This is a genomic window from Rhodobacter sp. CZR27 (assembly GCF_002407205.1).
Taxonomy (GTDB): domain Bacteria; phylum Pseudomonadota; class Alphaproteobacteria; order Rhodobacterales; family Rhodobacteraceae; genus Cereibacter_A.
The window spans coordinates 571,408-591,450 of the sequence record NZ_CP023549.1; the positions used below are offsets into that span (position 1 = coordinate 571,408).

Consider the following 20,043-nt stretch of genomic DNA (forward strand, 5'->3'; position numbering starts at 1 on the left):
CGGCGCGGTGTTCGCCCGGCTGACCCTGAGCGGAGGACTGCCCTTGAGCATCATCTGGACCATCCTGATCGGCTTCTTCGCCGGCCTGATCGCCAAGTTCCTGCACCCCGGCGACAACGAGCCGTCGGGCTTCATCCTGACCACCGTCCTGGGCATCGCGGGGGCGTTCCTCGCGACCTGGCTTGGGCAGGCGGTCGGCTGGTATCGACCCGGCGAGGGAGCGGGCTTCATCGGGGCCATCCTGGGCGCGATCATCGTCCTGATGATCTGGGGGGCGCTGAGCCGCCGCCGCGGCTGAGGCGCTTGCATTGCGGGGCCAGTCCCGGCATCCATCGCCGCAAGCTGCCGGAGTCCGCCATGCCCCATGTCCTTGTTGCCGGAGTCGTGCATCCGGCAGGTCTCGATCTTCTCGCCCGCGCGCCGGGCGTGACCGTCCATCACGTCGCCGAGAACGGGCCGCGGGCCTTCCTGCCCCATCTGGCCGAGGCCAATGCGCTCATCGTGCGCACCCAGCCGGTCGATCACGAGGTGCTGGCCCGCGCGCCGCGCCTGCGGCTCGTGTCGCGGCACGGGGTCGGGACCGACTCCGTGGACACCGCGGCGCTCAGGGCGCGCGGCATTGCGCTGGCGGTGGTGGGGGACGTGAATTCTCGCTCGGTCGCCGAGCATGCGATGATGCTGATCCTCGCCTGTGCCAAGCGGCTGAGGATGGCCGACCATGCCGTGCGGCAGCCCGACCGCTGGAACTGGCGCAACGGGATGGAGCCGGTCGAACTGGCCGGCAGGCGCCTGCTGATCCTGGGCTACGGGCGGATCGGGCGGCATCTGGCGCGGATGGCCGATGCCTTCGGCATGAAGGTCCGGGCGTTCAGCCCATCGGTCGAGGCGGCCGGCTGGCCGGACGGGCCGGCCACGCCGGTCGGGCTGGACGAGGGGCTGGCCTGGGCGGATGTGGTGGCCGTCAGCGCGCCGAAGCGCGCGCAACCGCTGCTTGGCGCGGCCGAGCTTGCGCGGCTGAAGCCTGCGGCCATCCTCGTGAACACCGCCCGCGGCGGGGTGGTGGATGAAGCGGCTCTCGTGGCGGCGCTGCGCGAGGGCCGGCTGGCCGCGGCCGGGCTCGATGTGTTCGAGGACGAACCGCCTGCGCCGGACCATCCCCTGCTGGCGCTCGATCAGGTGATCCTGACGCCGCATATCGGCGGCGTCACAGCCGAGGCGGCGGAACGGATGTCGGTCCGCTCGGCGCAGAACGTGCTCGACTTCCTCGACGGCAGGCTGGACCCCACGATGGTCGTCCCGCTCTGACCGCAGGCGACCGCAACCGGATCTCCCGGGCGGTCCGCTCACGGCGCTGCCAGTCGCATCCAGAGGGTTTGCCGGGTCAGCGCGTGACCTGAGGGCCGGGCCCGGAGCCCTCCCCATGGTTTTTGGGGCCGGCAGGCTGCGTCCGGGCCCGGGCCGCGGTCAGGGATGGTGGCCCTCGCCTGGTTTGCGTCCGGTGATCATGGCGCGCACGAGGTTCTCGCGATGCTGGACGGCGGCAACGATCACGCCGAGCACATGCGCCACGACAAGGACCACCGTGCCATAGGCGAGGAGCCCGTGAAGATCCTCGACCCACTCCACGCCCCAGAGCGCATCGGTCGTCATCGCCCAGCCCGAGGCGGCCGTCGCGGCCACAAGCGTCAGCAGCATCAGCACCATGGCGCCGCCGGCGGGATTGTGTCCGAGATAGCGCCTCGGACGGCCCCGCGCGATCTCGCCCAGATAGCTCAAGGCGCGGGCGGGCGAGGTGACGAAGTTCGAGAACCGCGCGTGACGGCTGCCGAGGAAGCCCCACAGCACGCGGAAGGCAACGAGGCCGAGGACGATGTAGCCCACGGCCTCGTGGCTGTCGGTGCCCGCCTCGGCCAGCATCTCCCAGGACATGCCGGCGACGAGCGTCCAGTGGAAGGCCCGGACCGCCGGGTCCCAGACCCTCACTTCGGCGGGTCGCATCCTGCGACCCGCCAATGATCCGATGGGCATGGGCACCTTACTTCGTCTTCACGAGTTCGCCGGAGACGGGATCGAAATAGGCTTCGACGCGCGCGCCATCCTTCATGCCCTTCACCTCCCAGCAGCCATCCTCTTCCTTGACGGCCTTCACTTCGTAGCCCTTCTCGATGGCGAGTGCGGTCATCTTCTCCTGCGTCATCCACTGGTCCTTCGGATGCTCGGCGCAGATCTCGGCCGCAAGGGCCGGTGCGGCGATCATCAGGGCGGTGCCAACAAAAAGAACAAGGCGCATGGATATCTCCTTCAGGGTTGCCGGATGCCACAGGCGGGGGCGCCGGGCGCCGTCACCGCATCCGGGGGCGGGATAGCGGACAAACCTGACACGAACCTGTCGTCCGCGCGGCTTCGCCCGCCCAGGCGCCACGGCCGTCCGGAAGCAGGCGACATCCCGCGCAAGGCGGCGACAGGGATGTCCCGCTCGCCACCGTCGCGGGCGGCCAGGCCATGGCTGCTCCGCTGCCGGGCCCGGTGGCGAAAGTTGCGCGCGCCCGGGGGGGGGGGTGGGTCGGCCATGCTTGAGGCTCGCTGTGTTTCACAGCCAGAACGTAACGGTTGCGGATAGGAAGATATCGGACCTGTCCTGACCCGGGGCGATGTGGTGCCAGTCCTTGAGGCGGCCGGACACGATCTGGATCCGACTCACTTGCGCCCGGATCATGCCTTTGACGATTGGTCATATGAATGATGCACATGACCGGAAACCGGTCGCTCGGAGATCTGAAAATTCAGGTACCTGGGCCGATTGGCTAGGCTCCAGACTCATTGATTGTCAGAGCCAGAACAGGACGGTGGCTGCGAGTGCGATAGCGGAGAAGAAGGTGTCCGGGCAGCGGTCGTATCGGGTAGCGACCCGTCGCCAGTCCTTGAGTCGCCCGAACATGATCTCGATGCGGTTGCGCCGCTTGTAACGCCTCTTGTCGTATCTCACATCGGTCTCGCGCGATTTCCGGCCCGGGATGCAGACCTTCATCCCCCTTGTCTTTCAACGCTTCTCGCAGCCAGTCCGCATCGTAGCCCCTGTCTGCCAGCAACCAGTCCGCCTTCGGCAGGCTGCCCGGCAGCGCTGCCGCGCCGGTGTAGTCGCTGACCTGTCCAGCGGACATGAAGAACCCGATCGGCCGCCCCTTCGCATCGGCGACAGCGTGCAACTTGGTGTTCATGCCCCCCTTGGTGCGCCCGATCTGACGTGCGCGGCCCCCTTTATGGATGGCCCGCCCCTCCCGCCGCCCTCTGCAGGATGGCGGTGTTGAATGAAGGAAGGAGTGAGCCATGAGCATTGTGATCCTGGGGATCGATCTGGGCAAGAACAGCTGCAGCGTGGTTGGACTGGATGCCAACGGCAAGGTCGTCGTGAGACGGCGGATGCGCCGTGATGGGGTGATCACCTTCGCCTCACGGTTGACACCTTGAATTATGGCGATGGAAGCGTGCTGCGGGGCGCACCACATGGGTCGTGCGCTGGCCGCGCTGGGGCACGAGATCCGGTTGATGTCGCCGGAATATGTTCGCCCCTACGTCAAGGCACAGAAGAACGATGACCGGGACGCCGAGGCGATTGCGGAAGCGGCCACCCGTCCGACCATGCGCTTTGTCGTAAGCGGTGTAACGACCCCATGTTTCAATGAAACAAGGCATTTGCGATCATGCCTGCATCCAGATGAAGGAAGCAGGGATGACGGACGACAAGGTGACGGAGGCCGCGGTGGTGTGGGGCGTCCCGATCACATACGGCCCGTACGGCCGCCGCCTCTGGCCGGATGAGATTAAGGCGCAGGTGGTGGATCGCGTCGCGAGAGGCGACAGGATCGCCAGGATTGCGCGGGAGATCGGAGCGAACGAGTCGCTCGTCGCCAAGTGGGTGAAGGACGCAAAAGCGCCGACGGGAGGACTGGCGTTTGTCGAAGTGACCGTACCGACGGAGGCGAGAGGCGTTGCTGCGCCGGTCGCGGATGGCAGCTCCTGCCACATCCGACTGGGTGATGTCGAACTCACCATACGGCCGGGCTATCCGGCGTCGCATCTTGCCGAGGTGCTCCGCGCGGTGAGGGCGTCGCAGTGAATATGCCCGGCGGCAACTTCCGCATCTTCCTTGCCACGCAGCCGATCGACTTCCGCAAGGGGATGGATGGGCTTGCTGCGCACATCGCCAACAGCTTCGACCGCGATCCCTTCGACGGCGCGATCTACGTCTTCCGCTCGCGCCGTGCGGACCGTTTGAAGCTGATCTACTGGGACGGCACCGGACTGGTGCTGATCCTGAAGCGGATCGCCGCCAGCTTCGCCCAATGGCAGGCGGCAGGGCACCTCGGCGACATGCTTTCAGCAATGCGCAAGAGCTTTGCCGACGCGCGCCGCTAGGCGCCGTCGATCCTCTTCATCGAGGTGATCGACGCGGTCGGCTCCCGCCTCGACAGCGACCGGCATGCCTCGAATTACCGCCATCAGGTGATCGCCGGGTTCCTCGAGGCGATGGACTCGCTCGCCCGCGAGGAAGGCGTCATCGTCGTCGGCGCCTGCAACTATCCTGAGCGGATCGATCCGGCGGTGCTGCGAGCCGGCCGGTTCGACCTGAAGCTCGAGGTGCCGCTGCCGGACGAGGCGATCCTCCTCGGCATCCTGCTGCGCCATCTTCGCGGCACCTTCCCTGAGGCGGAGCTGCGGGCACTGGCGCAGGATGCCGTCGGCTGCAGCGCCGCCGAGGTCGATGCGGCGATCCGGCAGGCGCGTGCCGTGGCGCGCGATGAGGATCGGCCGTTGACGCTCGCGGACATCCGCGCCCTGCTGGTGAAGCCGGGCGCGGGCGCGGAGGTCCATCGCTCGCGCTGCGCGGTCCATGAATGAGGCCACGCCATCGTCGCCGTCGCATTGGATCTCGGCGCCATCGAGCGCGTCATGCTGACCCGGGAGGGCGGCCATACGGTCCGGCGGCATGTCGACCGCGCCGGCGTGCTGGCGGACTACGAGGCGGAACTGGCCTATGCCATGGCCGGACGCGCGGCCGAGCGTCTGGTGCTGGGCGAGGTATCTGGCGGCGCCGGCGGCCCGCCGGAGTCCGATCTGGCGCAGGCGACGCGGATCGCCCTGTCGCTCGACATGCTGCTCGGCCTCGGGGCGCATGGTCCGGTCTGGTGCAACACCGCGCTCGACACCGTCCTGCGCGACACCGAGGCGCGGGAGCGGGTCAGGGCGAGGATCGAGGCGGCCGAGGCCTCTGCCGAGGCGATCCTCGGCGAGCGGATGAACCTCCTGCAGGACATGGCCCGGGCGCTGGCGCAGGAGCGCCTGCTGAGGGGTGACGCTCTCGCCGGATGGCTGGCACAGGTGCGCGTGCAACCGCGTGACGGCGACCAAGCCTGTGCCGGATGATCTTGCGCGTCCGGAGGGGCCGGCGAGCTAATGTCCCACACACGTTAGTGTAACCTGTGAGGGACATCCCGCTCCGCGCGCGGGCTCGTCGCGCCAGGAGCCGCTACATGATGGTCGAGGCCTTCGCCCGCATCGACACCGAGGAGATCGACCCCATTCTCAGCATGACCACGAAAGCCGCCTGATCATGACCTCAGGCCATCCGGGAATTTACACCAGCTTGACGGACGTGACCGCTGATAGAAGGACCGCCTGGGAGTTCCTGCAGCACATGCTCGAGGCCGTGCCCTATCAGGTCCACACCATTCTCACCGACACGGTATCCAGTTCGCCGAGCAGCCCCGGAACCGGAACACCATCTACTCCCGGCCGATGCGCTTCGACATGATCTGCGAAGCCAACGTGACCGAGCACCGTCTGACCAAGCCCAACCACCCGTGGAGTGAGGCGGGGCAGAAAACGATCCGGTGGATCGTTTTCCCGCCGAACGGCCAAGTCGAGCGCATGAACCGCACGATCAAGGACGGGACCGTCAAGCGCCTCCACTACGATAGCCACGATCAGCTGCGCACTCACCTCGCCGACTTCCTGGCTGCCTACAACTTCGCACGCAGGCTCAAGACCCTGAACGGGCTCACACCCTACGAATATATCTGCAAGGTCTGGACCTCAGAGCCAGAGAAATTCATCGTCAACACGATCCACCAGATGCCGGGACTGAACACCAAAAAAGGGGAGAACTACCGGATGATCCGGTCCCTCAGGGCTTTCACGGCATTCGAACTGCAGGCCAGGACCCCGCGCCATGGCCTTCCATCATGCGGTCATGCGCGGCGAGCAATCCGGCGGTGGTCTCATGGAACTCCAGCTGGCCGTCGTTCAGCAGTACCCCGCAGTCACACCAGGTCGAGATCTCGCTGCGGGAATGCGAGATCATGATCATCGAGGCGCCGCGGGTCTTGCGGGCAAAAGCCTCTCGGCTGGCTTCCCTGAACGCCTTGTCGCCGACGGACGTGATCTCGTCGACGAGGTAGCAGTCGAAGTCTATCGCGAGGCTGAGCCCGAACGCGAGCCGGGCCTTCATCCCCGACGAGTATGTCCGGACAGGCAGGTCGAGCGAGGGGCCTAGCCTTGCGAAGTCCTCGACGGCCCGGACCACGCGCCGCGGGTTCTCGCCGTAGAGCCTCGCCACGAAGCTGATATTCTCGATCCCGGTCATGGAGCCGTTGAAGCCACCCGAGAATCCCATGGGCCAGGACGCCCTGCCGTGCCGCCGCACTCTCCCGTGATCCGGCAGTTCGGATCCCGCGATGATCCGCATCAGCGTCGACTTGCCGGCGCCGTTGTGTCCCATGATCGCCACGTTGCGCCCGGACGGAAAGCGGAAGTCGATACCGCGCAGCACATGCTTGCGGAACCCGTTGACGCGGTAGGATTTCCAGATGTCGTCGAGATCGATCATGTCAGGCTTCGCGCCGAGCGCGTGACGCGTTCGCTCGCCAGGACGAGGAGGGTGAGGAAGAGTCCCAACCCGGCAGGATAGAGCGGCGTGAGGACCATGCTGTCGTAGTCGCGATAGAGTCCGGTCCGCATCCATTCCACGAGATGCAGGACCGGATTCCACCACAGGATGTCCCGCGCCTGTTCCGGGAGGGCGGACGGCACGTAGAAGACGCCGGAAATGAAGATGAGCGGACGTGTGACGATCTTCTCCACATGGGTCCATGACGGCCAGAACGAGGCGATGACGGCGCTGCAGCCTCCGAACCCGAAGCCGAGCAGCACGATCGCACCGAAAGCCCCGGCGATGCGCTCCGGCCAGGCCGGGGTTTCGGCAAGACCCGCGGCTGCCAGCCCGGTGTGGATCAGGACCATGATGACGGCGTAGGTCATCGCGATCAGCAGCGTCCTGGCCAGAAGTGTGTCTATCGGCTTGACCAGCGGATAGGCCATCAGCGCCCTGTTGGCGTCGAAACAGGCCATGAGCGCAGTGGCGAGCTTGTTGAAGAGTTCGATGACAAGCACTCCGCTTGCGAAGAACAGGGCGAGACTTATCCCGTAGGGCGCTGCCCGCCCGATCGTCGTGAAGATGGCGACGAGCAGGCCGATGCTGATGACGGGCACGAGAATGGCCCAAAGATATCCGACCCTGGAGGTTCCGAAGGTTGCTCGCGTCTCGCGCAGGGTCAGGGTCGTGATCACTCGGCCCTGGACGGCCAGCCCTCGAAGGACCGCCCTCATTCCATGTGATCCCTGACCGAGAGGACGAGGAGGGTCACGACCCCCCAGACCCCGAGGATGCCGAGGGCGGAGAGCAGGGCGCAGAGGATGCGCCTCGGTTGCAGCGGCTCCTGGGGAAGCGACGGCTGTGCATAGACCGCGAGATACCGCTGCGCCGCATCGGCGCGCAACCGGGCCTGTTCGAGCGAGGCGAGAGCGGAGGCGTGCCACTTCTGCGCGATCTCGCGGTCGGTCTGCAGCATCTCGTATTGCGAGAGCAGGGCGGGCAGGCCCTCCAGCGACACGCTCCTGGTGTCTTCGCGCCGCTGCGCCTCGATCTGGTTGATCAGCGACTGCTCCTGCGTGCCGAGCCGGATCCGGAGCGGCGAATCCGCCGGCAGGCTAGCGGGAAGCCGGTCCATCTGGACACGCACGGCGGCGAGGTTCTTTTCCAGATCACCGATCAGCGCGCTTTGCGAGGTCGCGGAAAGGGTGGGATCGACCTCACCATTCGCCGCACGGAATGCCTGGATCTTCGCCATGATGTCGCGGAAGTTCGCGGCCGCCTGGTCGGATTCCTTCCGCGCCGACTTGAGGGCATCCTCCCGTGCTGTCTCCGACAGGCGGTTCACCAGCTTCCCCGTCTCGTCGAGAACGGCAGCGGCGAGCTTCTCGGAGTCCTCCGGGGTGAAGGCCTCGACCGAGATCTCGATGACGCCCGAGGCGGTATCGTAATTGGTGACCAGCATGCCGTCCCAGTAGTCGACGAGCGTCTCCATGCCGGCCCCGGGCGCCAGACGATAGAGGAAGTCCGCGTCCGTCCGGCCATAGATGCCATGCAGGTCCAGGTCATGATCCAGCGTCTCCACCAGGGCCCGGCTGCGCAGGAACTTCAGGACGATCTGGCTGTCGGAACTCGTGGACCCGGCACTGGCAAAGCCGGTGAGGCCGCCGAGCAGGTCGCCGCTGCCGGGGGCTTCCATGCTGCGGACGGCAAAGCCCACCGTCGTGACGTACCGGTCGGACGCGAGCCAGCCCCAGTAGACGGTGGAGGCCAGGATGGGAAGAAGGGCGAAGAGCCCGAAGGAGAGGAGCTTCCAACCGCCCTTCCGGGGACGCTTGCGGATGCCGGGGGCATCAGGGCGGGCCCTGACCTCCTGCAGCTTCGGCATTGCCGTTACGGCAACCGGCTTGACGGGAACTGCCGGAACGAGGTCTGCCTGCATGCTCATCGTCTCTGATCCCATCCTTCGATCATTCCACCGTGATGCGGCAATGCCGGAAACGCCAAACACAGCCCCCGCGAACACGTGATGATTGGCCCTTCATGTCGCGCTCCGGCTCGCCGGTCCCGGCCGGGGGCCGATGCGGGTCCGGGCCGCTCGCCAAGGCTGCACCAGGATCCGGATGGCCCGACGACGCATCGACAGGCCCGGGGACGGGGTGCCGGCGCGAGCCGCGAGTTCGGAGATGATCCGTTCGGGCGTGACGAAGAACGACGACCCCGGCATCAGATAGCGCGGGTAGTCCACGAGCGCCCCGAAGACGAGCTCGTCAAGCGCGAGGCGGCGGCCGCGGCGGGGGCAGGCGATCCGGTCGCGCGTGAGACCCCACCCCGCATAGAAGGGCAGCCCGTGACAGACCACTGGAATGCCGCGCAGAAGCGCCTCGAAGCCGAGGAGTGAGGTCATGACGTGAACCTCGTCGACACCGCGGAACAGGGAATCGAGATCCGCATCGGCTGCGACCTCGTCGAAGGGGGCCACATCGTCCGGGGCGATGCCGCCCTTGCGCAGGCCGGCCACCACGTCGGGATGGGGACGATAGACGATCCAGGCATCGGGATCTCCGGCCCGCACGGCCCGGAGCAGCTCGGCGTCGCTGCGGACGAGGGGCGATCCCAGCAGAACCGACTGGTCATCCCCGACCTGGCCCGCCACCAGGATCACCTTCCGCTCCGTGTCCGGTCGCTTCCAGACCCTGCCGCCCAGGTTGTACTTTCCCACACCGGCTGCCGTGATGGCGAACCGGAGGGCGGTGCCGCGGGCCCGATCCGCATCAGTGAAGGTGCCGCGGGCGAGGATCTCCTCGATCCGGGACGGCCGGGACGGATCGTAGTGGATCCCTCTGTCGTCGAAAGCGAGCGACATCGGGCGGATGAGTTCGGCGCCCAGGCCGACGGAGCGCAGGAAGCCGTCCTCGATGCGGACGATCCTGAGGTCGTCGCGGGCCTCCGGGGCCGGTTGGGCACCCCAGAGCAGCAGGGTGGCGCCCTCCGGAACCCGGCAGGCGCTGCGTGCGAAACGGACGTCGCTCCCGGTCATGAAGGCGCGGATGAAGGGGCGCTTCCACCGGGAAAAGCCGAGGGCATGAACGACCGCAGGATGCTCCAGCCGGATCCTGCGGTTCAGACCGACCGCTTCCATGGCTTCCTCGGCCTGAATCTCCTGGCGGATGACCGGATCGGCGTATCGCGGATAGTCGACGAGGGCTGCATGGACCAGCTGTTCCAGCGGGATGCCGTGACGACCGGCCGGGGGCTCCTGGTCATCCAGCGTGAGGCCCCAGCCGGCATAGAAGGGCATGCCGAAGCAGCGAACCGGCTTGCCATGCAGGAGAGCCTCGAAGCCGACCTGGGAGGTGACGGTGTAAATGGCGGATGCGGCCCGGATCAGGCCCGTGACATGGCAGGCAGTGGTGAGCACGCGCACGCGCGGCATGGCGCGGAGCTTCCCCACGTCGAAATGCCGTTTCCGGGGATCCGACAGGCTGTTCGGGTGGATCTTCACCAGGACCGTGGCTTCCGGGTGCTCTGCAAGGGCGGCCGTGAGCATCCTGTCGAAGGAGGAGGCGTCGGCCCGGCCATAGCCGATGGAGAGATCGCCCCGCACCTGGTCCAGAACGAGCACGAAGGGAGTATCCGGAAGGCCCTTGGCATCAGGGGCATCATTGTACTTGGAGAGGTCGAGCGCCTGCCAGCGCGACACGAGATCCTTGGCTCGACGGACCTGATCCGGCCTCAGTTGCTGTCTTGCCAGCCGGAAGAACCGGCTGTCGCAATCGGCATCGTAGTAGATGCCGTCGTCGTCGAAGACGATGGAGAGGGCGGTATCCCGGCGACCGACGGACCGGAGAAAGCCGTCCTCAAGAATATGCCTCTGGGCGGCTCCCTTCGCGGCAGCGACCCGCTTGCCGGAGGTCTTGCGCCCCCAGCCGACGAGGTGGAGCGGCTGCATGGGAAGGAGGCGGCTCCAGAAGACGGGACGATCTTCGAACAGCGCGGCTACCGTGGGATGGCGTGCGAGATCAATCGAACAGGCCGCAACCCCGGGCCGGTGGCCCGCGGCGGCAGCGCGGACGACGGCACCGGACCATGTGAGCGCCTTTTCCATCCACGCGACTCCCGGTATCGTCATGTGTCCTGCCGCCACCGTCATTTCGCTGTCCTCTCGGGCCGCCAGCTGCGAACCGTATGGATCGTGTTGGCGACCCGGTCTCTCCGGGTCGCTTCGATGTCGGCCAGGCCTGCAGGAACCTCTCTGACCGGCCCTGGCCACGACCGCACCGGCCCCGATCGTGAAGCTCTTGCCGGAACGTCCTGGCATGATGCCGAGGACATTTCAGTGTTCGCTAGGCGCGGGCCGCGAACCGGCCATAAGTCTGGGCAAAGCGGCCCTGTGCGTCCGCGAAGAACGCGTCGCGATCACGGTTGTACTTCGCCAGCTTCTGGTGGTTTTTCACGATGCTCTCGATGGCTTTACGCTCGACCCGGAGGAAGAGTTTCCGGGTCAGACCGGCGTTCGGCGCCACGGCCGCCGTCTCCTCCGGCACGGCCGGATTCGCCGGGGTGGTCGGCGTCACCGTTGCGCACTTCGCCGGAGTGATCGGCTTTGCCGCTCCCTTTGCCGGAGTGGCTGCCACCGCAGGGATCCGGGCGAACACTTCGGCACCCTCCTTCCAGACCGCCACTTTGACGACATCGCGATTGGCCTGAACGCGCTGTGCGGTCGGAACGATGAAACGGGTAGTCGCGCTGGCGAAACCATCGTCGAACGGGATGCCCGAGAACAGCGCGGCATCCAGACCCGAAGGCGACCGGATGAAATCGTCCAGGACGCGCGACGCCGTCGAAGCCGGAATGTCGATGTCCGCGATCATGTGACCGAACTGCTGGCGGATGTCGCGGGCGAGCCAGATCGCTCCGTCGTGAATCTTTCGGATCAGGATACGTCGGGGGACGTCGCCTTTCACCACGTCGAAGACCGGATGCACCTCGTTGTTGCGGGTTTCGAAGCCCCAGAAGCTGTCGTCTGGCGCGCAGAAGAGAGTCTCGTAGAAGAACCCGTTGCGGCAGATGGTGGCGGGATGATGCTTCGGGTTGACGAACTCTCCGGCATAGCCGTGGATCCGGCCGGTGCAGGCCATCCACTGGCGAGCCGTGTCGAAGGTGACGTAGTAGAAGCCCTCCAGCGACGTGCAGCCTGTGCAGGCCGTGATCCCGGCCTGCAGCGACGCCGAGTAGCCGATGTCGACGATCGCGGCACGGCTGGTGCCCGAAATGCCCTTCTCGCGGTAATGGGTCCGAAGGAAGGCCCGCTGGCGCGCGGCCTCCTCGAGGATCCTGGGTTCCAGAGTCCGGGCGGCCCGCACGAGGCGGTCGGCGTCCGCCTTGGCAATTGTCTGGTCGACGGAAGTGAATCCGTCGTCGCGGAGCTGGTCCAGATCCTCATGCTCCAATGCGATATTGAACTTTCGGCGGAAGAAATCCGACAGGGTCATCGGCTGCAGAGAGCTGTTCACCAGAGCCACGATGTCGGCACGCGTTCGCAGCCCGGCAATTCGGAGGCTCCGGCGCGAGGCGTAAGCGTAGGCGACGCTCGGCCAGCCCTCGCTTTCCGGGTAGAGGATCTGCGCCATCTGCCAGAGGATCTTGCCGTCGCGAGACAGAAACGCCACATGTTCAAGGCCCCGCTCGCGAGCGGTCTTCATCGTCCAGGACAGGAACCCGAGAAGAGCGGGACCGAGGCCGGCGTACCCGAGAATGACGGGGTCGCCCCCGAAGTGAGTGATCGACGAGACCCCCTTTGCCTCGAAGTTGAAGAACCGGCGCTGGACGCTGCCGTAGACAATCGCTTCCGCCACGGACCGATTGCCGCGGTCAGGATACACGAGGGCACCGTATTTCTTGTTCTCTGCAACGTTCTGGAACGCGCTCTTGACATGGAAAGTCTGGATGCCCTTTCCTTTGGGGATCTTCACGTCCCCATGCGCATTGTCTCCCACATGCAGCCAGGCGCTGGCCGGAACCTTCTCGAGTTCCTTCACGGCGTCGAAGAGAGTGCCCTCGTGCTTGCGCAGGCCGAAGACCGACGACAGGTAGAGGGGCGTGTCAACCGGGTAGCCGCATTGTGCGATCAGGCGCTGGACGAACTCGCCCGGCAGATACATGTCCGAGACGAGAATGACACGGGCCCCACTCCTTGCCGCCTCGTCGAACAGTGTCCTGCCGATGGTCCGCGGAACGATGACACGCATCTCCTCCTCGCATTCGAGGTTGCGGATGCGTGACGCCACGTCGAGGTCGAGATCGCAGATCTGGGCGACCCGCGCGTAGATCATGTCGAGAGAGATCTCCTGCGTTTTCGTGTTCGTGGCGATCTCGGACCGAAGTTCGCGCTCGGCCTGGCGGCGGACGTGCTCGAAGTTCGGCACGGCGCCCTCCGTCAGCGCCCGGACTTTCGGCTCCATGATCCGGAATACGTGGACAGGCTGCTCCACGGTCCGTTCGATCAGGGTATCGAAGATGTCGAACGAGATCAGTTTCGGTCGATCCTTGGCGATCAAGGCGGAGAAACGCGCCTCGACCTCGGTGAACTGCTTCCCGAAGGCCTCGCCGACCTTTTCGCCAGCGCGCTTCAGCTTGATGGACGAGAGGAACGTGGAACGGTAGGACGGATCGAGGTGGAAGGCGTCAGGACTTTTCGTCCCGCACTTCAGCTGTTCGATCCATGCCCCGAGGAATGCCGGATCGTTGATCCGGTCACGCATCACGTGGTGGCGCGACAGCAGGTTCGCGACGAACTGGTCGCTTTGCCTGGCACTCATCGTCTCCTTGCCCGCCATCCAGTCTTTCAGGCTGGCATGGGTAGCGAAGCGCTCGAGGTGCGAGGCACCCAGCGAAACGAAGGGTTTCGACCAGAGCAGCGCCTGCAGTCCCACCGAAGAGGAAAAGGTTGCCACGGCATCCACCGAGTCGATGAGATACTGGCTGCTGAAGTCCAGCTTCTCGAAGGCCGGATCATGGATCAGGTTGGGCCAGCGTTTCCGCAGGACCTCCATGGTCTCGGTTCTGATGACGCTCCCGGCCGTAGCACCCGCCGTGTACTGTGTGACGACAACGCCCACGTCGGCAGGCAGGCTTTCCAGAACATGCATGAGCATGCCCATCTGGTCGCGGAACGGGCTGTCAGCCTGGAAGGCGTAGTGATCGCTGACCTGGAGCGGCAGCAGCAGCAGGCGCGGAAAGCGGCCCTTCACATCGAGCATGGTCCGCGGGAACGGATTGGACCGCGCCATCCGGGGCAGCACTTCGGCGCGGAGATCCGTCAGGAGTTGCACGGCTTCCGGCAACGGGATGTCCGATTTCAAGGCGTCGGCGTCGTCATGGGCGGTTCCGGAACGGAACAGACCCTTCGGATCCATGGTGTAGAGTTCGGGAAACGGCAGGCGGCTCAGGAACCCGGGCATGATGTTGAGGACGACAGCCTCGGGAAATGCGGTCTTCAGGAAGGGAACGGGGGTTTCCCAGCTGAGAATGACATCCGGCCGACCGGTCCCGGCCGCCTGGATGATGCTGCGCATCCGACCGGACAACTCGCCTTCGGGATCGCGGTAGAAGGTACTGTCGATGTTGTCCGTGGATCCGAAGGCCTCGCTGATCGTTCCCATCGAGATGGCGTGGACGGTCGGAAACTCCGGGAGTGCTTGGGCGCGTGCGGCGTCGAATTCCCCGGCGACGAGTTCCACCTTGTAGCCGAGGCGCGCCAGCGTGTCGGCAAGGGGCGCGAGCTTGTTTCGGAGGGCTCCCCAGAAGTAATCGATCTGCCCCCGTACGATGAAGGGCGAGACATAAATCAGGGCGATCGGTTTCATGGCGCGGGATCTCTTCTTCTGAAAAGGGGAATGACGCTTGGACCGGAAGGTCACCGGACCATCTGAAGTGCGACCGGTGCTGCAGCGGTCTCCTTTACCGTTCCCCCGAGCGATCCGCCCGGATGGCTCCGCCGGAAATCCTCGGGTGTCATCTTCATCATGCGGCTCACCGTCACCGCGAGCGCGTCGCCGATCGCGAGGCTCAGCGTGGTCGAGGTGGTCGGCGCGAGGCCGTGGACGCAGGCTTCGCGGACGCGGCCGTAGGCGATCACGATGTCGGACATGCGGGCGAGGGTGCTGGTCCGGGCTGAGGTCAGGCCGATGGTTGCGATCCCGTGGATCCGGCAGTAGTGGAGCAGGTCCGACAGTTCGGCGGTCTCGCCGGAATTGGACAGGGTCAGGACGACCGAGTCGCGGCCGACGATGCCGAGATCGCCATGGCTTGCTTCAGTGGCATGCAGGTGGATCGCAGGCTTGCCGAGTGAGCAGAAGGTTGCGGCGATCTTGCGGGCGATGTGACCCGACTTGCCGATGCCCGCCACGATCAGGGGCGCCTGACAGTGGGCGTGGATCATCTGCGCCGCCCGGGCGATCGAGTCGTCCACTTGGCGGGCGTAGGCCAGGATCGCCTCGGCTTCCGTCTCCAGGGTCTTGGTGATGACCTGCTGCAGATCGATGCCGGTGTTGAACATCTGGTTCACGACTTGTCTTTCCTTGTTCACGGATTAACAGCTTGCAGGCGGGCCAGGGAGTTCGCCGTGAGAAGATCTGATCGACGACCGACCGCTCGTTTGAGGCGGACGTTTTCTTCGCAGATCTCGGCAATTCGGGTCTTTGCCTCCCGCCGACCCGGCGGGGCATGAAAATCGCCGGGGACGAGAGCTTCCCGCCGGACACGGGCGAGGAAGCCCGAGACGAGATCTGCGTCGGCCGCTCGCGCCTCGGTCCAGAACCGGTCGATGTCGGCTACGGACCAGGCAAGTCCCGGGTGGGAATGGATCGCGCGGCCCGCGGTCAGCACCGGGACGCCCCGCATCAGGGCCACCAGTGCCGAGGAACTGGTGAGGGTCAGGAACCCCCGTGCCGTGTCGAGCGCCCGACCCAGAGAGCCGGATTGCGTCACGACGACCCGGTCCCCGATCCCGGCGGCTTCCGCCGCGGCCCGGATCGGGCCAGGCAGGGTGCTGCGGCCGCGATCCAGCGGATGGATCCGGAACACGAGGTCGGTCCCGGCCGGAGCTTTTACGGCGAAGGAGGAGATGACCTGGCGAATGAACCCTTGTTGCGTCCAGCCGTTCGCGCCGGAGAGAAGGCTGAGGTCGCCGGGAACCTGCAGGGCGACCAGGAAGGCGGGCCGGCCTCCGGTCTCGGTCTCCGCTGCGCGGTCGGCGACACCCCCATGGCGGAGGCGATGGAGCCCCGCACGGATCCAGCCAGCCGCTTCGGAGCCGGCCCGGAAGGACCGGTGCGACAGGGGGAAGGCGGATCCTTCCCCGGCGAGAGCCATGAGCCCGTAATGCAGGAAGGCGTGCCAGGCACAGGATCTGGCGCCCGCGAAGTCCGTCCCGGTCAGGTCCGGCATCGGCCAGCCGACGACGGGAGGAATCCGGCACAGCGGCGAATCCGCGTTATTGCCCCCGTCCTCGACCGTCACGAAGCCGGGGCGGATGTAGCCTTCCTCGAGCGACAGGACGCGGATGCCGCGAAGGGCCGCCATCTTTCGCGCCACTTCGTGGATCGGGCGGCTCGAGCCGAAGAGGATGATCACGTCCGGCTTCCAGTCGTCAAGCAGTGCGCGGCACCGCCGGCTCCAGTCAGCGAGGCCTCCCCTGACCGTCTCGCGCGACATGCCGGGCCGGAGACCGGTCAGGAAACGGTCTCCCAGGGTGAACAGCACCCTGTGGGCCGCCCAGCCGGCAGACTGCAGCATCTCCTGCAATTCCCCGAAGAAGGGTCCTACGGGTCCCTGTAGCAGCAGAGCTCGTGGCCCAGGAAGTGTGTCGCGTTGCAGAATCATGGAACGGGTTCGCGATAGGAAACGATCACGGGCCGAGATATGCGATCGTTTGCCTTACGTTTCCGTTACCCTGTGCAACAGAATTTCCAGAGCGTCAGTCGTTTTCATTCTCAATGATCAAAAACGCTTTGCGACCGTTGTCGACGACGCGGGCCATCAGGCGGAATATCTGACCTATTGGTGCACAAGCATTTTCGGGAAAAGACCTGTTCGTCATCTTGCACATGATGCTCCATCCTGCTCAGGCGGTGCAGCCTCTGTCAATTCCGGCACTTTTCCGATGGCGACTGCAGCCGAAGGCAGAACGGCAACGTCGGTTCATTTGCAGGCCTTTTGCCCCGGCCGGCGAAAGATGCATGTCCGAATCCAATACCGTCCAACGCGAGCCCGATGGGGGCTGCTTGTCCAGGTTGGACATCATTGCCGGGTCGTTTCGTGGCGTCAGTCGATTTCCTGACCAATCGACCCTGGCATTCTCGCTGTCACGCCTCAGGAATCGGACGCGGCCAGTGACGTCAGTCCGCCCATATCCAGCAAGGTCACACGCCCGTAGTGGCAGGCTATGAGACCCGTGGCCTCGAAATCCCGGACGATCTGATCGACACGCTGGCGCGTGGAGCCAATCAGATGCGCCAGCGTTTTCTGGGGAAGCTTGAGTGCAAGCTCAATCCCTGATCCCTGCGGTGTGCCGAAGCGATCCGCCAACACGAACAGCCTGTGGGCAAGCCGCTGCTCGAGGCAAAGCGAGGAATAGACATCGAGCGCCTGCAAGACCTGACCGAGCCGACCGGCCTCCAGACGCAGGAATGATCGAACAAGCTCCGGATGGTGGTCAGGAGGCCGTTCAAGTCCTGCAACTGAAGATGCACGACCACGGCGTCCGTGAAAGCCTCGGCATCGTGAAGGCGTGCGCTTCCAGAGAACGCGGCAACTTCTCCGAAGCAGAAGCCGGCATCGTAGGAATCGAGGATGGTCTGGCGCCCCTTCGGGGAAACTCCGGATACGCAGACCACGCCCTCGACGACGACATAGAGCCCGTCGCCGACCTCTCCCCGAGAGAAGATCCGCTGCTGCATGACCAGCTTGCGGACCCGCAGCGCGCCGAGGAGTTTCCGCCGCACGTCCTCCGGCAGGTTCCTGAACCAGTCCGCGCGCAGCAGGACCGGCTCGAAAGGGCGACCGTCGGTGTCGACATCAGGACATCGCGCAGGTCGGGAAAACCGTAAATCCTGGACAGATCCGGACCGGCGGCATGCCCTACGGTTTCGGCCGAAAGCTCCGAAGTCCATCGCGTATCCGACTGGACGCAGGTATCCGAGACGGAGGACTAGCATGGGCTATCTTTCGCGCGGCCTGTTCATCGCCGCCGGGTTCGCGGGATCGGTCGTTTCAGCGCAGAAGACCGCGGAACAGGCCTTGATCCTGCACGATGTCAGGGTGTTCGACAGCGCGAAGGCGATCCTCCGGCCGCCCGGCGACGTTCTGGTCGCCGGCGAACGGGGGGCCCGGATGTGGCACGCCGAGCAGGTGCCTGCGACACGCCAGGGAACTCCACCGTGCCTGTTGATGCGGCGATGTCCGACCGTCGGTTCATGACCGCGGACCGGCTATTCCGGCAGGAGGAGTCGGTCCTGATCTTCCATCACCGCACAGGATGGCTCCCCCTGCCGGGGGTTACTTCCGGCCGGACTTGCGGAGCGGCTTAGGGGGCGGGGGCAGGGCCGCGAGCGCCGCGTCGCGTTCGAGCCGTGCCGCCCGCAGGCGCGCAACCTGCGCATGTCGCGCATCGGTCTCGGCGGCGACAATCGCCTTCGCGGCCGCGTCGGCGCGCTGTGCGGCATGGCCGGGACTGGCCCGGAAGGCATCGGACTTGGGGGATCGCATTCCTGTTCCTTGTTCTGTCATGGGGAACCTCGTGTCGGGCATGATCCGGCACGTCGGGATCCGGGCAAATGCACCCCGCTATCCCGGCTCAGGGCTTCTTCGCGGTGCCCGAGCCGGACGACGGCGAGAGGGCCGCGTGGGCGCTTGTCACCGCGACCACAACAGGTGCCTTCTTCGGCTGTTTCGGTTTCTTCGTCTGCCGATTTCCGCGGATGTTCATGCCCTTGGCCATGTGGCTCTCCGGTTGAAGGGTTCCGGCGGAATGCGCCGGTCGTGGTTGCGAGGGACGCGACGCGGGCCGTCGATGGAGGAAGCAAGTGCCGGCAGGCGCTTCAGGTGCCGTCCGATCTCGGCCGGAAGGCAGGGCACGGCGTTGATACGAACTGAAGTTCAAATGGGGACGCGGGATCCCCGAAACAAGGGCTGACCGAGAGCCGGGGGCCTTCCGCGTCCGATGGCCATCTGACATTGCAAATGCCCGCTCCAGGATCTCGCGCCGATTTCGGTCCACTGGTGAGGGCTGCCACGGCGGCCCATCAAGGGGAGTTGCCGTGGAACGGTGCGCTTCCACCGGAACGTTTCCTTTCTTGGCGCGTTCCGCCTCGGTGGCCATGCTGCCGCCGAGACCCGCCGCGATCAGCGCCGAGGTCGAAGCTATCCCTCAACCGAAGGGAAAGTTCTGGCGCGGGATCCGGTTCTGCAGCACGATCGGGCACGGGGACCGGCGCGAGCGTTGTCCCATCGATCTCCGCGCTCCGGATGGTGCCCTGCCGCGGGATCGCGCGGCCGTTGCCTGGCAGATCCGGGCGCCGTGCCGGACGGGTGAGAGTGGACACCGCGCGCACGACTGTTCCAGACGCATGACGCGCCCTGCGGATCGGGAGCGGACCCCGAGACAGGAGAACCATCATGACCGACCGCATCGTCCGATCCACCGCAGTGTTCCTGCGGCCGTTCCGCCTGCCCGGCTTCGACGCGGAACTTCCGGCAGGCCGATATCTGCTGGATACCGAGATCCTGCCTCCTGCGGGCATGGCGGATCCGGTCGCATGGCGGGCGTCGGTGGTGATCCATCTCCATCCCGCCACAGACATGCCCGACCTCGCCCGCGCCCTGACCGTGCGGCTGGCCGATATCGACGCGGCGATCGCGCGCGACGAAGCGTCGGGCCAGTCCCTCGACCAGTTCTTCCTGCAGGCGATGCTGGACGATCCCATGATCCGGCTGGTCATGGAGGCCGACGGAGTCACCGAGGCGGACCTGCGCCGCCTCTATGAGCCATGACCCGTCCGGGGGCAATGTCGCGGCACGTGGCCCGCGACACCCCTGCGAGGCTGGCCCTGGCG

At 65.9% G+C, this 20,043-nt stretch carries 21 protein-coding genes and 4 pseudogenes; 11 read left to right on the plus strand and 14 right to left on the minus strand.

Translation table 11 applies throughout. From position 1 onward, the window contains the following. Nucleotides 1-43 precede the first annotated feature (43 nt). Together CK951_RS18730 and CK951_RS18735 are read left to right on the plus strand one after the other, a co-directional pair. Nucleotides 44-298, plus strand: a complete 255-nt coding sequence (locus CK951_RS18730) for a GlsB/YeaQ/YmgE family stress response membrane protein (protein WP_096787728.1) — start codon at nt 44-46, stop codon at nt 296-298. Between the two features lie 59 nt (nt 299-357). Further along, a complete protein-coding gene (locus CK951_RS18735) occupies nt 358-1,305 on the plus strand; it encodes a hydroxyacid dehydrogenase (RefSeq protein ID WP_096787729.1) in 948 nt (315 codons plus the stop codon). A 159-nt stretch (nt 1,306-1,464) separates the two neighbouring features. On the opposite strand, the gene CK951_RS18740 is transcribed toward CK951_RS18735, so the two are convergent. From CK951_RS18740 to CK951_RS18750, 3 genes and pseudogenes are all read right to left on the minus strand, one after another. Beyond that, a complete protein-coding gene (locus CK951_RS18740; protein WP_096787730.1) occupies nt 1,465-1,998 on the minus strand; it encodes a cytochrome b/b6 domain-containing protein in 534 nt (177 codons plus the stop codon). A 37-nt stretch (nt 1,999-2,035) separates the two neighbouring features. Further along, the gene (locus CK951_RS18745) at nt 2,036-2,290 is read right to left on the minus strand and encodes a PepSY domain-containing protein (protein ID WP_096787731.1); all 255 of its coding nucleotides are present in this window, start codon (nt 2,288-2,290) and stop codon (nt 2,036-2,038) included. 537 nt (nt 2,291-2,827) lie between these two features. Then, nucleotides 2,828-3,266 (minus strand): annotated as a pseudogene (locus CK951_RS18750) (IS5 family transposase); the annotation flags it as partial. 61 nt (nt 3,267-3,327) lie between these two features. On the opposite strand from CK951_RS18750, the pseudogene CK951_RS18755 reads away from it, so the two are divergent. The 7 genes and pseudogenes from CK951_RS18755 to CK951_RS21780 form a co-directional block, all read left to right on the plus strand. Continuing rightward, nucleotides 3,328-3,651, plus strand: a pseudogene (locus CK951_RS18755) (transposase); the annotation flags it as partial. A 79-nt stretch (nt 3,652-3,730) separates the two neighbouring features. After that, a complete protein-coding gene (locus CK951_RS18760; RefSeq protein ID WP_157764670.1) occupies nt 3,731-4,117 on the plus strand; it encodes a transposase in 387 nt (128 codons plus the stop codon). A gap of 2 nt (nt 4,118-4,119) precedes the next feature. After that, nucleotides 4,120-4,416, plus strand: coding sequence for an IS66 family insertion sequence element accessory protein TnpB (gene tnpB / locus CK951_RS21450; RefSeq protein WP_232520794.1), 297 nt, complete (start codon nt 4,120-4,122; stop codon nt 4,414-4,416). Nucleotides 4,417-4,425: 9 nt separating this feature from the next. Further along, nucleotides 4,426-4,899: an ATP-binding protein gene (locus CK951_RS21455; RefSeq protein ID WP_269770573.1), complete on the plus strand. Its 474-nt coding sequence runs from the start codon at nt 4,426-4,428 to the stop codon at nt 4,897-4,899. A gap of 51 nt (nt 4,900-4,950) precedes the next feature. Next, complete coding sequence (locus CK951_RS21460; protein ID WP_198402479.1) at nt 4,951-5,424, plus strand: hypothetical protein; 474 nt, start codon at nt 4,951-4,953, stop codon at nt 5,422-5,424. 56 nt (nt 5,425-5,480) lie between these two features. Continuing rightward, on the plus strand, nt 5,481-5,609 hold the full coding sequence (locus CK951_RS21945; protein ID WP_269770564.1) for a hypothetical protein: 129 nt from the start codon (nt 5,481-5,483) through the stop codon (nt 5,607-5,609). 50 nt (nt 5,610-5,659) lie between these two features. Continuing rightward, nucleotides 5,660-6,150, plus strand: a pseudogene (locus CK951_RS21780) (integrase core domain-containing protein); the annotation flags it as partial. A 43-nt stretch (nt 6,151-6,193) separates the two neighbouring features. Here CK951_RS21780 and CK951_RS18775 read toward each other — a convergent pair. The 9 genes and pseudogenes from CK951_RS18775 to CK951_RS22155 all read right to left on the minus strand — a co-directional run. Continuing rightward, a complete protein-coding gene (locus tag CK951_RS18775; protein WP_096787733.1) occupies nt 6,194-6,886 on the minus strand; it encodes an ABC transporter ATP-binding protein in 693 nt (230 codons plus the stop codon). Further along, nucleotides 6,883-7,665, minus strand: coding sequence for an ABC transporter permease (locus CK951_RS18780; protein ID WP_096787734.1), 783 nt, complete (start codon nt 7,663-7,665; stop codon nt 6,883-6,885). The genes CK951_RS18775 and CK951_RS18780 overlap by 4 nt, the downstream gene beginning before the upstream one ends. Continuing rightward, complete coding sequence (locus CK951_RS18785; RefSeq protein WP_096787735.1) at nt 7,662-8,876, minus strand: lipopolysaccharide biosynthesis protein; 1,215 nt, start codon at nt 8,874-8,876, stop codon at nt 7,662-7,664. Before CK951_RS18785 ends, CK951_RS18780 begins: the two co-directional genes overlap by 4 nt. A 93-nt stretch (nt 8,877-8,969) precedes the next feature. After that, nucleotides 8,970-11,249 (minus strand): capsular polysaccharide biosynthesis protein, encoded by a 2,280-nt coding sequence (locus CK951_RS18790; RefSeq protein WP_096787736.1) that lies wholly within the window; start codon nt 11,247-11,249, stop codon nt 8,970-8,972. A 25-nt stretch (nt 11,250-11,274) separates the two neighbouring features. Next, nucleotides 11,275-14,796 (minus strand): hypothetical protein, encoded by a 3,522-nt coding sequence (locus tag CK951_RS18795; RefSeq protein WP_096787737.1) that lies wholly within the window; start codon nt 14,794-14,796, stop codon nt 11,275-11,277. Nucleotides 14,797-14,846: 50 nt separating this feature from the next. Beyond that, on the minus strand, nt 14,847-15,488 hold the full coding sequence (locus tag CK951_RS18800; RefSeq protein ID WP_232520795.1) for an SIS domain-containing protein: 642 nt from the start codon (nt 15,486-15,488) through the stop codon (nt 14,847-14,849). 26 nt (nt 15,489-15,514) lie between these two features. Next, complete coding sequence (locus CK951_RS18805; RefSeq protein WP_198402480.1) at nt 15,515-16,726, minus strand: hypothetical protein; 1,212 nt, start codon at nt 16,724-16,726, stop codon at nt 15,515-15,517. A gap of 576 nt (nt 16,727-17,302) precedes the next feature. Beyond that, the gene (locus CK951_RS21220; protein ID WP_232520745.1) at nt 17,303-17,584 is read right to left on the minus strand and encodes a Crp/Fnr family transcriptional regulator; all 282 of its coding nucleotides are present in this window, start codon (nt 17,582-17,584) and stop codon (nt 17,303-17,305) included. A gap of 122 nt (nt 17,585-17,706) precedes the next feature. Then, nucleotides 17,707-18,147 (minus strand): annotated as a pseudogene (locus CK951_RS22155) (cyclic nucleotide-binding domain-containing protein); the annotation flags it as partial. On the opposite strand from CK951_RS22155, the gene CK951_RS18820 reads away from it, so the two are divergent. After that, nucleotides 18,146-18,409, plus strand: coding sequence for a hypothetical protein (locus CK951_RS18820; RefSeq protein WP_096787742.1), 264 nt, complete (start codon nt 18,146-18,148; stop codon nt 18,407-18,409). The pseudogene CK951_RS22155 and the gene CK951_RS18820 sit on opposite strands and share 2 nt — an antisense overlap. Nucleotides 18,410-18,487: 78 nt before the next feature. On the opposite strand, the gene CK951_RS18825 is transcribed toward CK951_RS18820, so the two are convergent. After that, on the minus strand, nt 18,488-18,697 hold the full coding sequence (locus CK951_RS18825; protein WP_096787743.1) for a hypothetical protein: 210 nt from the start codon (nt 18,695-18,697) through the stop codon (nt 18,488-18,490). 88 nt (nt 18,698-18,785) lie between these two features. After that, entirely contained in the window at nt 18,786-18,929 is a 144-nt protein-coding gene (locus CK951_RS21225; RefSeq protein WP_157764673.1) for a hypothetical protein, read from the minus strand. A 677-nt stretch (nt 18,930-19,606) separates the two neighbouring features. Between CK951_RS21225 and CK951_RS18835 the strand changes: the two genes are divergently transcribed. Beyond that, a complete protein-coding gene (locus CK951_RS18835; protein ID WP_096787745.1) occupies nt 19,607-19,981 on the plus strand; it encodes a hypothetical protein in 375 nt (124 codons plus the stop codon). Nucleotides 19,982-20,043: the final 62 nt, after the last annotated feature.

Coding starts and splice junctions, on each gene's coding strand:
- CK951_RS18775 (WP_096787733.1), bottom strand. CDS start 6,886: ATGATCGATCTCGACGACATCTGGAAATCCTACCGCGTCAACGGGTTC.
- CK951_RS21460 (WP_198402479.1), top strand. CDS start 4,951: ATGCTGACCCGGGAGGGCGGCCATACGGTCCGGCGGCATGTCGACCGC.
- CK951_RS18825 (WP_096787743.1), bottom strand. CDS start 18,697: ATGCGATCCCCCAAGTCCGATGCCTTCCGGGCCAGTCCCGGCCATGCC.
- CK951_RS18735 (WP_096787729.1), top strand. CDS start 358: ATGCCCCATGTCCTTGTTGCCGGAGTCGTGCATCCGGCAGGTCTCGAT.
- CK951_RS18760 (WP_157764670.1), top strand. CDS start 3,731: ATGACGGACGACAAGGTGACGGAGGCCGCGGTGGTGTGGGGCGTCCCG.
- CK951_RS18785 (WP_096787735.1), bottom strand. CDS start 8,876: ATGAGCATGCAGGCAGACCTCGTTCCGGCAGTTCCCGTCAAGCCGGTT.
- tnpB (WP_232520794.1), top strand. CDS start 4,120: ATGCCCGGCGGCAACTTCCGCATCTTCCTTGCCACGCAGCCGATCGAC.
- CK951_RS18800 (WP_232520795.1), bottom strand. CDS start 15,488: ATGTTCAACACCGGCATCGATCTGCAGCAGGTCATCACCAAGACCCTG.
- CK951_RS18790 (WP_096787736.1), bottom strand. CDS start 11,249: ATGCCAGGACGTTCCGGCAAGAGCTTCACGATCGGGGCCGGTGCGGTC.
- CK951_RS18805 (WP_198402480.1), bottom strand. CDS start 16,726: ATGCTGCAGTCTGCCGGCTGGGCGGCCCACAGGGTGCTGTTCACCCTG.
- CK951_RS18820 (WP_096787742.1), top strand. CDS start 18,146: ATGGGCTATCTTTCGCGCGGCCTGTTCATCGCCGCCGGGTTCGCGGGA.
- CK951_RS18835 (WP_096787745.1), top strand. CDS start 19,607: ATGACCGACCGCATCGTCCGATCCACCGCAGTGTTCCTGCGGCCGTTC.
- CK951_RS18745 (WP_096787731.1), bottom strand. CDS start 2,290: ATGCGCCTTGTTCTTTTTGTTGGCACCGCCCTGATGATCGCCGCACCG.
- CK951_RS18780 (WP_096787734.1), bottom strand. CDS start 7,665: ATGAGGGCGGTCCTTCGAGGGCTGGCCGTCCAGGGCCGAGTGATCACG.
- CK951_RS21225 (WP_157764673.1), bottom strand. CDS start 18,929: ATGGCCAAGGGCATGAACATCCGCGGAAATCGGCAGACGAAGAAACCG.
- CK951_RS18795 (WP_096787737.1), bottom strand. CDS start 14,796: ATGAAACCGATCGCCCTGATTTATGTCTCGCCCTTCATCGTACGGGGG.
- CK951_RS18740 (WP_096787730.1), bottom strand. CDS start 1,998: ATGCGACCCGCCGAAGTGAGGGTCTGGGACCCGGCGGTCCGGGCCTTC.